This is a genomic window from Nitrosomonas sp. HPC101 (assembly GCF_009833125.1).
In the GTDB taxonomy this organism is placed as follows: Bacteria; Pseudomonadota; Gammaproteobacteria; order Burkholderiales; family Nitrosomonadaceae; genus Nitrosomonas.
Window position 1 is genome coordinate 85,910 of record NZ_QRCC01000008.1, and the last position, 13,886, is coordinate 99,795.

Sequence of the window (13,886 nt, forward strand, 5' to 3'; positions counted from 1 at the left end):
GATGAATTTACTGCGTTAATCCGGTTGACGTATCAATTTCATCAGGCTGATTCTTGCTGGTGACGGGTGTTTGTGTTTGTCGTGACTTCAGCACGGAAATCAGTGAAGGCCAGATATTGTCAAGCATTTTTTTCTGAGCCTGTACAGTGGGATGGATACCATCCACCTGAAAGAATTCGATCTGATCACCAAAACCTTCCATTAGGAATGGAGCTAGTTGCAGTTGTTGATCCTCCGCCAGACGCGGGTAGATATCACGAAACCTTTGCGTGTAACTTATGCCATAATTAGGTGGCAATTGCATGCCGACGAGAAGTGGGGTGACGTTGTGTTGTTTACAGATCAGGATAACCGCTTCCAGATTTTCATAAATGGACGAGATTGAGCGGCCTTGCAAACCGTCATTTGCTCCCAGTGCAACGATGATGATATCCGATTCGTTGTTTCTCAGTGCCTGCTCTATCCGTTTGCGCCCACCCAGGGTGGTTTCTCCACTGATACTGACGTTTATAACTTTGTAATTGGTGGATTTACTGTGTAATCGCCGTTCCAGCAGATTCACCCATCCGGATTCCGGTGGCAGCCCGTATCCTGCGGACAGGCTGTCCCCCAGCACCATGATTCTGGTGTCTGTTCCTGACCAGGCTGAATTGAACGGGAGGGTACCAAATAAACATAATATGACAAACAATAGTTTTTTCATGGCAAGAAAGTCAGCTGTTGAACAATCGGTTCCTGTAAGTGGTAATCAGCCTATCATACAGACTAGTAATTTAACCAGAGAGGTGGATACGGGGGGAGACCGGCTGACTATTCTGCAGGATATCAATCTGCAGGTCAGTGCGGGGGAATCAATTGCTGTAGTGGGCGCTTCCGGTTCCGGGAAATCAACCTTGCTGGGTTTGTTGGCAGGGCTGGATGTGCCGACCCGTGGCACCGTTTTTCTGGATGGGGAAGATATTTTCAAGCTGGATGAGGATGAGCGCGCCAGTTTGCGTGGCAGGTTGCTGGGGTTCATGTTTCAGTCATTCCAGTTGTTGCCGTCACTGACTGCGCTTGAAAATGTCATGCTGCCGTTGGAACTGTCGGGTGCTGACAATGTACATGATATCGCACATAACTGGCTGGTGCGGGTCGGGTTGGAAGAAAGGGTCGAACATTATCCCAGACAGCTTTCCGGAGGGGAGCAACAACGTGTGGCGATCGCACGAGCTTTTGTCACCGGTCCCAAATTGTTATTTGCTGATGAGCCGACTGGCAATCTGGATGCGGCAACCGGAGCCCAGATCATCGATCTGATGTTCAAAATCAATCGGGAACAGGGAACCACGCTCGTTCTGGTGACACATGATAAAAACCTGTCTGCCCGGTGCTCCCGGGTAATTGAGCTGGTTGCTGGCCGGGCTGTTGATTGATATGCATCAACCTTCCCGCTTTCTGGGCATTTCTGTTTTGAATTATTTGTTCGAGGGTATCCTGAAATGAACATGATCAGGCTTTCTTTGCGTATGCTGCTGCGGGACTGGCGGGCGGGAGAGTTGCATATTTTGACTCTTGCACTGGTTATAGCAGTGAGCAGTGTGGCAACTGTCAGTTTCTTTTCGGATCGAGTGCAAAAGGCATTGGTGCTGGAAAGCAATCAGCTGCTGGGCGGAGATCTGCTGGTAACTTCCGATAATCCTGTACCCCCTGCCTATGCTGAATATGCGAACCGGATCGGGTTAAGTACTACTCATTTGATCAGATTCCCCAGCATGATCAGTTTTGGCGACAATAATCTTTTAACGAGTATCAAGGCAGTGGCGCCTGGTTATCCGCTGCGGGGTGAGCTGAAACTGGCCGGCCCGCCTGCAGAAAAAGATCTTGTTCAATCCGTCAGGACTGCCCAGGGAATTCCTGAGCCCGGAACAGTCTGGGTGGATGAAAAAGTGATGGATGGCTTGAAAGTGACTTTGGGCGATAAGATTGAAGTAGGCGTTTCCGAAATGACAATCATGTCCATGGTCAAAAGTGAGCCGGATCATTCTGTCGGTTTCATTGGCATGAATCCCAGATTGCTGATGAATGAGAAAGATCTGGCTGCTACCCAGCTTGTCCGGCCGGGCAGCCGAATCAGCTATCAGCTTCTGGTAGCGGGAGATGAGGCACGGGTGAGTGAGTTCAGGCACTGGGTCAAAGACAGGCTGTCTCCGGGCGAGCGTGTAGAAGGTATTCAGGACGCACGCCCGGAAATCCGTTCAGCACTTGATCGCGCCGGCAAATTTTTGAATCTGGCTGCTCTCGCCAGTGTAGTGGTAGCGGCAGCTGCGATTGCGCTGGCCATTCGCCGTTTCATTCAACGTCACCTGGATGGCTGTGCGGTTATGCGTTGCTTGGGTGCAACCGAATCCGATCTGCTGCGCCTGTATTCTTATTACTTCATGATGCTGGGTTTTACCGCGAGCCTGTTGGGGTGTGTATTGGCCGTGCTTACTCAGGAATTTTTATCTTACTGGCTGGAGGAGCTGATCGGGGTGACATTACCGTTACCCAGTACGCTGCCAGCTATTCAGGGAATGCTGACCGGTATGGTGCTGTTGCTGGGTTTTGCCTTACCGCCACTTCTGAATCTGCGACAGGTGCCCGCATTACGGGTGATTCGGCGTGATCTGGAGCTGGCCAATATACACAGCCTGGCCGGCTATGGATTCGGGGTAGCCATACTGTCCATACTGTTTATCTGGAAAGCCGGGTCATTTAAACTGGGAATCATGATCATGCTGGGTTTTCTGTTGGCAGTCATTCTCTTTGGCCTGATTGGCTGGCTGCTGATCAGGCTGTTTCTGCTGACGCGTTCACCTGGTTCCGGCCCGTGGAGTTACGGGCTTGCCAATATCCGGAGGCGCGCTATTCCCAGTCTGGTGCAGGCGACTGCATTGGGATTGGGATTGATGGCATTGCTGACATTAGCATTAACGCGTAATGATCTGCTCCAGGACTGGCAGGCACGTTTGCCGGAAAATGCACCCAATCGCTTTCTGGTTAATGTTCAGCCGGATCAGCAGGAGCAGCTGATGGTGTTTTTCGATGGCCACGCCATTCCGCGACCGCAGGTTTTTCCAATGGTACGTGGCCGATTGTTGAAGATTAATGACCGGGCAGTCAATCTCGAAGATTATCCTGATCCGCGGGCAAAGCAACTGATTAACCGCGAATTCAATTTATCCTGGATGGATACGCTGCAACCAGACAATGAAATTGTGGCAGGACACTGGTGGCGCGAGACAGTGATCTCTTCCGAACATGAGTTGTCCATGGAGGAAGGATTTGCTGAAACGCTTGGCCTCAAATTGGGAGATCGCCTGAGTTTTTACACGGGGGGAGGGGGCTTCTCGGCAACAATTACGAGTTTACGCAAGGTGGACTGGGATACATTTCATGTGAATTTTTTTGCAGTAGTTCGCCCCGGGCTACTCGATAATTATCCTGCAAGTTACATCACCAGCTTTTATTTGCCACCCGACAAGATTTATATCATGCAGGAGCTGACACGTGCTTTTCCGAATTTTTTGATTATTGATGTGGCAAGCGTGATCGAACGTGTGCAAAGCATGGTCGGGCAGGTGACGCACGCAATCGAATTTGTATTTTTGTTTACACTGTTGGCGGGATTTGCTGTGATGTACGCGGCGATTGCTTCGACTCAAGACGAAAGAATTTACGAGGCTGCAATTTTTCGCACATTCGGGGCAAGAAAACGGCAGCTTGCACGCGCGTGGGCGGTGGAATTTGCTGTACTCGGAGCACTGGCAGGTTTTTTTGCGGCAGCTGGGGCAGCCGTGCTGAGTTCTCTGATCGGAAAATATGCATTGCATATCACGTATTCACCTGGCCCGTGGATTGGAGTGACGGGCATACTGATCAGCGTGATTGGCGTGACGGCGTTTGGTTTGATGGGAACACGCACAACCTTGTCCCAGCCACCATTGCAGGTACTGAGAAAGTAAAGCAGTAATTCGTTAAATGGGTTTTGAGTCTGGCAGCAGCGGCGAAATCAGATTATTTTTCCCCGATGTGAGTGTTGTTATGGGCAGTGATGGGCGCCTTCTCCGGGTTTGATGTCCTGGATGGATTTTCGGACGGAGCTAGGGGAAGGACGTCAAGTGGAGGGACATCAGGACTGTTTTCTGCGCGATCACGGTACAGTGCGGCACGGCTCAGCAATATCAGGGTTACCGGTGTGGTGACAATGACGAATGCGCCGATCAGCAACTGATATAGAACAAGCCGTGATTCCACTACACTGAAATAGATAATCGAAGCGATAACGATACCAGCTGTTCCCCAGCTTGTTCCCAGTGTTGGTGCATGAATGCGATCGTAGAAGCTGCGCAAACGGTAGAATCCGAAAGAACCGATCAGGGTTAATCCGGCGCCAATGAGCAGAAAGATGGCAATGAGTAACGCAGCCCATATAGGCAAATCGGCAGCCTGATTCATTCAATAACCTCCCCACGCATCAGGAACTTGGCAAGTGCTACAGTTGCCACAAAACCCAAAGCTGCGATAATTAGCGAAACTTCAAAATACAGTGAATTGCTGGTGCGTATGCCGAAAACAAGCATCAGCAACATTGCATTGCAATAGAGCGTATCCAGTCCCAGCACGCGATCCTGGGCGCGTGGCCCTCTGATGATGCGAATCAATGCTAATGCCATGGCAATTGCCAGCGCAACCTGTGCGATGGTAACAGCCCAGAAGAGTATGGCCGCGCTCATTCAAATATCTCCCGTAACAAGTATTCATAGCGATTCTTGATCAGATCCAACCAGACTGCTTCGTCAACCAGATCGAAAATATGCAGTATCAGGACGCTGCGTGCTGAGTTGTAGTCGATCCAGGCTGTACCAGGGGTACTGGTGATGATAACAGCCAGATAAGCCAATCCAGTAGGATCACGCAGATCAAGCGGAATAGCCATAAAGTTCGATTTTCCGATGCGTTTGCCGCCATGCAGAATAATGCTGGCGACAGCAAGATTGGATCGCACAATGTCATAAAATACGATTGCAAACAGCTTAGGCAGCAAATCCCAGCGCCTGAACCGTGGTTTTGCCGGACTCAGTACCGTTAATCCCCATGCGGCAACGAGGGCAGTGGTCAGGCCGAGTAAAAACTGGCCGAGTGAAAAGCCGGTCAGCATCAGCCATGTAGTGGTCAGCAAAACAATAAGCAGCGGGTAAGAGAATAGCTTGCTCATTCTGTTGCCTTCAGCGGTTGCGGCAGTTCAGTACGAGGCGCATGCATTACACTTTCAATATAGGGTTGCGGCGCATGTAGACTGCTTGCCGTTGCTTCCATGAAACGCATCACTGGTCCTGCCTGTAGGGTCAGTACAAGCGTTGTGCACAGTAAAACAGCAATCGGAAGAATTTCAATAAATAACACCCGTGGCAGTACGGCATCAGCCGGAGGCACCCAGAATGCGTGGATACCAGAACGACTCATGGCAATCAGCGTAGCCAGCCCGGAAAGAATGAGCAATGCCATGAACCACCAGGATACTGTCGGGATATTCGTCATCTGGTTTGCTGCATCAGGATTGAATAACGCGGACAGGATGACAAATTTGGCAATGAAACCTGAAAGGGGTGGCAGGCCAATTAATAAAATGGCACAAGCGGCGAAGCAGGTGCCAAGAACTGCAATCGTTCGAGGAATGACTACCCCCACAATTTCCTCATCCTCTGTTTCCTCGTCCTGATAGCCGAAGGCTTCCATGGTAACGGCCAGTACGCTGGTAGCCATGTTCTGCCCTCTTTCAATCAGCTCTATGAGCAGGAATAGAGCGCTGATTGCCAGCGTGGAGCTCACAAGATAATACAAGGCTCCGGCGGTCACTTCGGTTTGCACTAGGCCCATGCTTGTCAGTAATGTGCCGGATGAGATTAACACCGAAAAACCGGCAAATCGTCCCAGAGTCTGCGAGGCGAGGACACCGACAGTGCCGAAACTGATGGTTGCCAGACCACCATAGAGCAATATCTGCGCACCTGGCCCTTCCGGAAAGTCAGGGTCATGTCCGAAAAAAAGTAGTGCCAGGCGTAACAATACATAAATGCCGACTTTACTCATGATGGCAAAGATAGCAGCAGATGGTGCCGGAGCTGCGGCATAGGTTGCCGGCAACCAGAAGCTCAACGGCCACATGCCTGCCTTGATCAAAAAAGCCACACTCAAAATGGCGGCTCCGGACTCCAGCATCATGTAATTGGTTTCACTGATTTGCGGGATGCGTATGGCGAGATCAGCCATATTCAGTGTACCGGTGACGCCGTAGATCAGGGCTACTCCAATCAGGAATAGCAATGAAGCAACGAGATTGATGGCGATGTAATGTACTCCAGCTTTTACCCGAAGCAAGCCGGATCCGTGCAGTACCAATCCGTAGGAGGCTGCTAGCATGACTTCAAAAAACACGAAGAGATTGAACAGATCCCCGGTCAAAAATGCGCCATTTAATCCCATCAATAGCAACAGAAACAACGTATGAAAATGTACTCCGGCCTTGTGCCAGCGTCCCAGTGAAAATATCAAAACAGGCAGAGCGAGCGTTGCGGTCAGAGTCAGCATCATGGCGGACAAGCGATCCAGTACCAGATTGATGGCAAATGGAGGAGGCCAGTTGCCAAGCAGGTAGACTGCAATTCTGCCTTCGCTTATGTCACCATCGGCATGAGTAAAGCGTAGCAGCTGAATCGAGATTATCAGCAAGGCAACAGTCGATAGAATGGATAGGGCCGCTTTCAGCTTGCGTCCGCGATCATCGAGAAAAAGCTGTAATGCACCAGCAACGAGCGGAATCAGAATAGGAGCAATGACAAGGGCTTCCGGAGACAATCTCATCGATCGGGCTCCTTACCATCTACATGATCGGTACCTGTCAGGCCACGTGAAGCCAGCAGAATGACCAGAAACAGTGCCGTTGTGGCAAACCCGATGACAATGGCTGTCAGCACCAGCGCCTGGGGTACCGGATCGGCAAAGGCAGCCGGATCAATCTGGGCGCCTGCCTGTGTAATGGGTGGTCTGCCCATTACCAGTCGGCCTACACTGAAGATAAATAGATTAACGGCATAGGAAAGCAGTCCCAGCCCGATAATGACCTGATAGGTGCGTGGACGCAGTAATAACCAGACGCCGGATCCAGCCAATATTCCGATACTGAGAGATAGTACTAGCTCCATCAGCTGTCCTCCTTGGTTTTGGCGGGTTCAATAGCACGTGCACGATGACTGCGAATCGACTGATGTGCAATGGCAATCAACATCAGGGCGGTTGCGCCGACAACCAGCAAAAGGACGCCCAGATCAAAGAACAGGGCAGTAGCAACAGGTATTTTGCCGAGCAGAGGTATCTCCAGATAGGTGGAATGAGAAGTGAGAAAGGGAAATCCAAATAACCAGGATCCCATTCCGGTCAACGCAGCCAGCAGCAGACCAAAGCCAATCCAGCGGATTGGCAGGATACGCAAGTGATCTTCCACCCAACGGGTGCCACTGGCGAGATATTGCAGCAGGAGGCCGATCGCCAGAGTGATACCGGCGGCGAATCCGCCACCTGGCAGATCATGGCCGCGCAGAAAGAAATAGACAGCCAACAGAATGATAAACGGGAACATCCACTGCATGAGCACGGCAGGTATCATCAGGTAATCGTGTACCGTTTCGCCAATTTTGCGATCAGGATGACGGTCATCGAAGTCATTTTGTATGCGTTGTTGCTCCGGAACTTCGATACTGTCTGGTGCAGGACGGAAGCGTCTTAGCAGCGCGTACACGGTAAGCGCCACAATGCCCAGCACCGTGATTTCTCCAAGTGTGTCAAAGCCGCGGAAATCGACCAGAATGACGTTAACAACATTGTTGCCGCCACCTTCCGAATAGGCCCGTTCCAGAAAGAATTCGGCAATGCTTTCCGACAGTTCGGCATGAGTCATTATGTTGTAGGCAATGAATGTCATCCCGCTACCGCAGCTGACAGCAAGCACGAAATCACGCACTCTGCGTGTCCATGAAATCGGCGTCGTGGCGTTGTCAACCTGTTCCTGCCTTTTTGGCAACCAGCGCAGGCCGAGCAGAATCAGAACGGTGGTGACGATTTCAACCAGCAGCTGGGTAACGGCCAGATCGGGTGCGGAAAACCAGACGAAAGTGACACAGGTGACAAGACCAGCTCCCCCCATCAGGATCAATGCAGCCAACCGATGATATTTGGCTTGATAAGCAGCTCCAAGCGCGCAGGCGGCCCCTACTCCCCAGAGTAGCGCAAAAACGGGATCGATTCCGGCAGTCGCTGCCAGGCTAAAACCGGAATTCATCTCAAGGAATGGCCAGCTGCCCGCAATCAACGCAATGAAAATGACCAGAAACAGTTGTGGCTGCAGACGTTGCGTACCAAATGTTTCCTCCATCCAGCGCGCCCAGCGCCAGGAGAGTGCAACCAGTAATCGTTCAAAAATGCGCTGTCCCTTGAACTGTCGTATGCCGGGTGGACCATCTTCACTTTGGGCGAGGTAATTCTGCAGAACCAGGTAAAGCAGCGCTCCGCCGATCAGCGCCGTCATGCTCATAATCAGGGGTGTGTTGATACCATGCCATACGGCCAGGCTGTAAAGTGGTGTATGTTCGTGTAATACCGAAGTCACAGCAGTATGCAGGTAAGGGCCAATGGTGATACCGGGAATGATGCCGATAATGAGACAGGCTAGCACCAGGAATTCGATTGGCCGCCGCATCCAGTGGGGAGGTTCATGCGGTTCGCGGGGAAGCTCCAAAGGTTTGGGGCCGAAAAAGACGGTATGAATGAAGCGTATGGAATAGGTTACGGAAAAGGCACTGGCAATCGTGGCAGCATAAGGGAGGATACTATCCAGCATAGAGCCGGAGTGTTGACCAAGTGTTTCAGAAAAAAACATTTCTTTTGACAAAAACCCGTTGAGAAGTGGTACACCCGCCATGGCAGCACTGGCGACCATGGCCAGTGTGGCGGTAATCGGCATATAACTGAAGAGGCCGCTCAGCTTGCGCATGTCACGTGTTCCTGCTTCATGGTCGATGATACCGGCGGCCATGAACAGGGAGGCTTTGAACGTAGCATGATTCAGCATATGAAAAATGGCAGCCACTGCGGCCAGCGGGCTGCCAAAACTGAGCAAAGTTGTAATCAGGCCGAGGTGGCTGATGGTTGAATAGGCCAGCAACCCTTTGAGATCCTGCTGAAAGATGGCGAAGTAAGCGCCGAGCAGCAATGAGCTCATGCCGGCAAACCCGAGCAATAAAAACCATTCATTGGTGCCAGATAATACCGGCCACAGCCGGGTGAGCAGAAATACACCCGCTTTTACCATGGTCGCAGAGTGCAGATAGGCTGATACCGGTGTTGGGGCTGCCATTGCATTAGGTAGCCAGAAATGGAATGGAAATTGTGCGCTTTTAGTGAGTGCGCCCAATAGGATCAGCACCAGCACGGGAACATAGAGTTCGTGTTCCCGGATTGTGTTGCCGGTAGCCAGTACAACGTCGAGATCGTAGCTGCCAGCGATATAACCGATAAGAACTAATCCGGCAAGCAGGCAAAGCCCGCCGGTTCCGGTGATAATCAATGACATCCGTGCACCGTCACGTGCTGCAGCATTGTGGTGCCAGTAACCGATCAGCAAAAATGAAAAAATACTGGTGAGCTCCCAGAAGATTGCCAACAGGATCAGGTTGCCCGCGATGACTACGCCTTGCATGGCACCGGCAAAAGCCAGTAAAAAGGAGAAAAAACGGGGAACCGGGTCTTCGGGGTCCATATAGTAGCGTGCGTAGAGCACCACCAGAAAACCGATGCCGGTAATTAGCATTGAAAACATCCAGGCGAAACCATCCATCCTGAGTGTGAAATTCAAATCCGACCCAGGCAGCCATTCGATGTTATTACGAAGTACTTCTCCTTCTGAAACAGAGGGGTAAAGGTATACAACAATTGCAAATGCGATGATCATGACGCATCCTGACAACCATGCTTCCGTGTTGCGGGCATTGGCTGGCAACAGGGCTGCCAGGGTACTTCCGGCAAAGGGCAACAGTATCAGGAGAAGAAGGAAGGCCTCGCTGTTCATCTTCAGGTAAATAATGTAAATGATGTTGCCGGAAATTCCAGCAGAGAAAAATAAACAACCTCGCCGCAAGCAGCGGAGTATTGAATATCATTCATTGCAATTCACTTACCCGCTCAACCTTTCAATCAAGGGAGACAATGCAAGACAGAATTGAACAACGGAACATACTTGAAGTATGTGATTGAGTCCGGTTTTAACGTCGCAATGTATCCTTCGGTAGATTTTTGAGCAGGTTTCAGGGAGATCTGCCCTGTTACCTTACCTGCATGTGTCTTTCAATGTTTCACTCGTGCACGAGTCAAATGCAGTTTTCAGTATTTTGCCGAAGTATAGAATAATATAACAATATTTTGCGTTATGACCCTTGTGTAAATACACACTCAACGTGAATACGTTACGCTTCAAGGGAGAGGAAATTACACCCGCAGCAGATTAACAAACCCCCCGTTGCACGGGGGGTTTGAAGGTGATGATTTTATGGTGTTAATCCAGCAAAGGGGGCGGATTATAGCTGATGATGATGGTGGCCATACGCTTGTTCAGTCCCATGACTGGCACAACCAGCAGTTTTTTACCACCCACATCCGATTTAACGGTAATGGTTTGCAGATCGAGGACTGCCTCTGGATAAAGATTTGAGGCTTCTTCGGTTATCAGCCTTTTATCGGTGGATACCAGCAATTTGCCTTCGTCACTGATCAGTACGACACGCTCGGTATCCTTTGTTCTGACAAGTTCGGACAGATACTGGTCGATCTGGTCAAGATTATTGCGGATCAGTTCACCACGTACAGCCCATGCCAGCACCTGACCAAAGCGCTCTTCTTCCTTGTTGTATTGGCTATCTGCGTATGCGCGTGCCTTTTTAGCCAGTGCCTCGCTTTCCTGTTCGAGTTTCAGGGTTAATTCTGCCTGGCCTTTTTCCAGTCGTGATTCAGCCTGGTTTACGGCAATTTGTTTCCAGACGAATACCAGCAGCAGTACACCCAGAAAAACTAGAATCGACCACGAAGGCAGCTGTTTATGCTGAAGATCGGAAATTGGCGCAAACTTATTGCACAGAATGTTGAATAATGAAGCGGGTTTGGTCCATTCAACCTTGTCTTTGGACTGATCGCCGCCGTTCTGCGTATTTTGATCCGACATGAATTGCTCCTTCGTATTAATAAGTGACTCGAATGAAAGGCGCTAATTATCCACCATTCCTTTTCTCAGGGAAAGCAGCGTTGCCAATAACCTGCATATTATGCATATTTGTTACAAAATCTGCCAGTCTTGCGCAGATTCCTTACGGGTTGCGGGTAAAATAGGGGCTTTCAACCAACAACAGAAATTTCCGTGGAAAAAGATAACAAGACCTGGTCAGGTCGTTTCAGCGAGCCGGTTGCGCAATTGGTGCAACGTTATACTGCGTCAGTTGGATTCGACTACCGGCTGGCCGAGTACGATATTCAGGGATCACTTGCACATGCACGTATGCTGGCCGCCACCAATATTATCCAATCTGCCGATCTGGAGGCCATTGAGAAAGGGCTGATACAGATCCGTGAAGAAATCCGCAAGAGTGAGTTTGAATGGCAACTCGAACAGGAAGATGTCCATCTGAATATCGAACGGCGTTTGACTGCACTGACCGGAGATGCCGGTAAAAAACTGCATACTGCCCGCTCGCGCAACGATCAGGTGGCCACCGACATCCGGCTCTATCTGCGCGCTGCCATTGATGAAATCATCGGCCTTATTCATGTCCTGCAGCATGTATTGCTGAACCTGGCAGAGCAGCACGCTGCCACGATCATGCCTGGGTTTACGCATTTACAGGTGGCGCAACCGGTTTCGTTCGGACATCACCTGCTCGCCTATTACGAAATGCTGCAGCGTGACGGACAACGCCTGCAGGATTGCAGGAAACGGGTCAATCAATTGCCATTAGGGGCAGCCGCCCTGGCGGGTACCAGCTATCCGATCGATCGTGAACAGGTAGCGCGTGAACTGGGGTTTGAAGGTATTTGCCACAACTCGCTGGACGCTGTGTCCGATCGCGATTTTGCAATTGAATTTTGCGCCAGTGCCGCGCTTATCATGATGCACCTCTCCCGCCTGTCGGAAGAGCTGATTCTGTGGATGAGTCCGGCATTCGGTTTCATCCGTATTGCGGACCGATTTTGTACTGGCTCGTCCATCATGCCACAAAAGAAAAATCCTGATGTTCCTGAACTGGTACGTGGCAAAACCGGTCGTATCAACGGTCATCTGGTTGCGCTGCTGACATTGATGAAATCCCAGCCGTTGGCCTACAACAAGGATAATCAGGAAGATAAGGAGCCTTTGTTCGATACGGTTGATACCCTGAGGGATACCTTGACCATTTACGCCGACATGCTGGCTGGACTGCACGTCAACCCGGAAGCCATGCGCCAGGCGGCACTGCACGGTTATGCAACCGCTACCGATCTGGCTGATTATCTGGTCAAGAAAGGAATGCCATTTCGTGATGCGCACGAAGCAGTCGCCCAGGCTGTGCGCTTTGCGGAAAGCAAGGCATGTGATCTGAGTGCGCTTTCTCTGGCAGATTTACGGCAATTTTCCGAAACTATTGAACAGGATGTATTCGAGGTACTCACCCTGGAAGGCTCTCTGCAAAGCCGTAATCATCCCGGTGGTACCGCGCCGGCACAAGTGCGCGAAGCGATCCGCCGGGCGCGTTCACAGTTGCCAGACTAAGCCGGGAATGAAGCGGACATCTCTGCAGACTGCTTCTCCTCTGTGGACAACAATTGTTGCACAAATCTCGCAATTTACCCGGTCCCCCTTTATTCCGGAAAGTCTTATCCCGATTGGTGGGGGCTGTATCAACCAGACTTTCTGTATCCGTGATTGCGAGCGGCGATACTGCATCAAACTGAACGCAGCCAGCGGCCTGGCCATGTTTGAGGCTGAGGCAGCAGGGCTGGAAGCAATACTTGATTCTGCCAGCCTGCGTGCCCCTCGTCCGCTTTGCTTTGGAAGTAATCCCGATCATGCCTGGCTGGTACTGGAATTCATTGATCTGCACAATCGGGGAAATGCAGCTGCATTGGGTATTGGGTTGGCAAACATGCATCGGCATACCGCGGAAGCATTCGGTTGGGTACGTGATAATACGATCGGTTCGACACTTCAGAAAAATGCGGTTAGCAGTAACTGGATTTCCTTCTGGCGGCAATACCGGCTGGGCTATCAGTTAGCCCTTGCTCGCAAAAATGGCTACACTGGTTCACTACAATCATTGGGGGAACGTCTTCTGTCCGAATTTCAGCATTTCTTTACGGATACCCCGCCGCCGCCTTCACTGCTGCATGGTGATTTATGGGGGGGTAATTATGCTTTTGATCCGGACGGGCAACCTGTCATCTTTGATCCTGCTGTTTATTACGGCGACAGGGAGACTGATCTGGCCATGACAGAACTGTTTGGCGGCTTCCCGCCGGATTTTTATGCCGCCTACCGTGATATCTGGCAGGTGGATGCAGGATATGCTGCTCGCAAGCAGCTCTATAATCTTTACCATATCCTGAATCACCTTAACCTGTTTGGATCACAATACTTGGGTCAGGCAGAAACGATTATGAAAAAACTACTGTCCGAACTCGGTTAGTATGGATGGATAGAATTGGTTCACCTGTGTATTCATTTGTTAAGTGGCTGCGGTCGCAATAAAATTGATCTGGACAGCAAAGTAGAAAACAAGTAAGGACCTGCC

The 13,886-nt window shown here is 50.7% G+C and carries 12 protein-coding genes; 4 read left to right on the forward strand and 8 right to left on the reverse strand.

What is annotated here, in order from left to right:
- Positions 1-7 precede the first annotated feature (7 nt).
- Positions 8-703, reverse strand: a complete 696-nt coding sequence (locus ABO04_RS05505) for an arylesterase (RefSeq protein ID WP_160809690.1) — start codon at positions 701-703, stop codon at positions 8-10.
- Between ABO04_RS05505 and ABO04_RS05510 the strand changes: the two genes are divergently transcribed.
- Positions 702-1,415 carry an ABC transporter ATP-binding protein gene (locus ABO04_RS05510; RefSeq protein WP_160809691.1) on the forward strand — a complete coding sequence of 238 codons (714 nt, stop codon included), beginning with the start codon at positions 702-704 and terminating at the stop codon, positions 1,413-1,415. The two genes, ABO04_RS05505 and ABO04_RS05510, sit on opposite strands and share 2 nt — an antisense overlap.
- Positions 1,416-1,487: 72 nt before the next feature.
- Positions 1,488-3,986 (forward strand): FtsX-like permease family protein, encoded by a 2,499-nt coding sequence (locus tag ABO04_RS05515; protein ID WP_240141434.1) that lies wholly within the window; start codon positions 1,488-1,490, stop codon positions 3,984-3,986.
- 52 nt (positions 3,987-4,038) lie between these two features.
- On the opposite strand, the gene mnhG is transcribed toward ABO04_RS05515, so the two are convergent.
- From mnhG to ABO04_RS05550, 7 genes are all read right to left on the reverse strand, one after another.
- Positions 4,039-4,479 carry a monovalent cation/H(+) antiporter subunit G gene (gene mnhG / locus ABO04_RS05520; protein WP_160809693.1) on the reverse strand — a complete coding sequence of 147 codons (441 nt, stop codon included), beginning with the start codon at positions 4,477-4,479 and terminating at the stop codon, positions 4,039-4,041.
- Positions 4,476-4,757, reverse strand: a complete 282-nt coding sequence (locus ABO04_RS05525) for a K+/H+ antiporter subunit F (RefSeq protein ID WP_160809694.1) — start codon at positions 4,755-4,757, stop codon at positions 4,476-4,478. The genes mnhG and ABO04_RS05525 overlap by 4 nt, the downstream gene beginning before the upstream one ends.
- On the reverse strand, positions 4,754-5,239 hold the full coding sequence (locus ABO04_RS05530; protein WP_160809695.1) for a Na+/H+ antiporter subunit E: 486 nt from the start codon (positions 5,237-5,239) through the stop codon (positions 4,754-4,756). The genes ABO04_RS05525 and ABO04_RS05530 overlap by 4 nt, the downstream gene beginning before the upstream one ends.
- Entirely contained in the window at positions 5,236-6,885 is a 1,650-nt protein-coding gene (locus ABO04_RS05535) for a monovalent cation/H+ antiporter subunit D (RefSeq protein ID WP_160809696.1), read from the reverse strand. Before ABO04_RS05535 ends, ABO04_RS05530 begins: the two co-directional genes overlap by 4 nt.
- A complete protein-coding gene (locus ABO04_RS05540; protein ID WP_160809697.1) occupies positions 6,882-7,226 on the reverse strand; it encodes a Na+/H+ antiporter subunit C in 345 nt (114 codons plus the stop codon). Before ABO04_RS05540 ends, ABO04_RS05535 begins: the two co-directional genes overlap by 4 nt.
- Positions 7,226-10,144 carry a monovalent cation/H+ antiporter subunit A gene (locus tag ABO04_RS05545; protein ID WP_160809698.1) on the reverse strand — a complete coding sequence of 973 codons (2,919 nt, stop codon included), beginning with the start codon at positions 10,142-10,144 and terminating at the stop codon, positions 7,226-7,228. Before ABO04_RS05545 ends, ABO04_RS05540 begins: the two co-directional genes overlap by 1 nt.
- Positions 10,145-10,627: 483 nt before the next feature.
- Entirely contained in the window at positions 10,628-11,290 is a 663-nt protein-coding gene (locus ABO04_RS05550) for a hypothetical protein (RefSeq protein ID WP_160809699.1), read from the reverse strand.
- Between the two features lie 192 nt (positions 11,291-11,482).
- Between ABO04_RS05550 and argH the strand changes: the two genes are divergently transcribed.
- Positions 11,483-12,868 carry an argininosuccinate lyase gene (argH, locus tag ABO04_RS05555; RefSeq protein ID WP_160809700.1) on the forward strand — a complete coding sequence of 462 codons (1,386 nt, stop codon included), beginning with the start codon at positions 11,483-11,485 and terminating at the stop codon, positions 12,866-12,868.
- A 7-nt stretch (positions 12,869-12,875) separates the two neighbouring features.
- On the forward strand, positions 12,876-13,781 hold the full coding sequence (locus ABO04_RS05560; protein ID WP_160809701.1) for a fructosamine kinase family protein: 906 nt from the start codon (positions 12,876-12,878) through the stop codon (positions 13,779-13,781).
- The last annotated feature ends 105 nt before the right edge of the window (positions 13,782-13,886 follow it).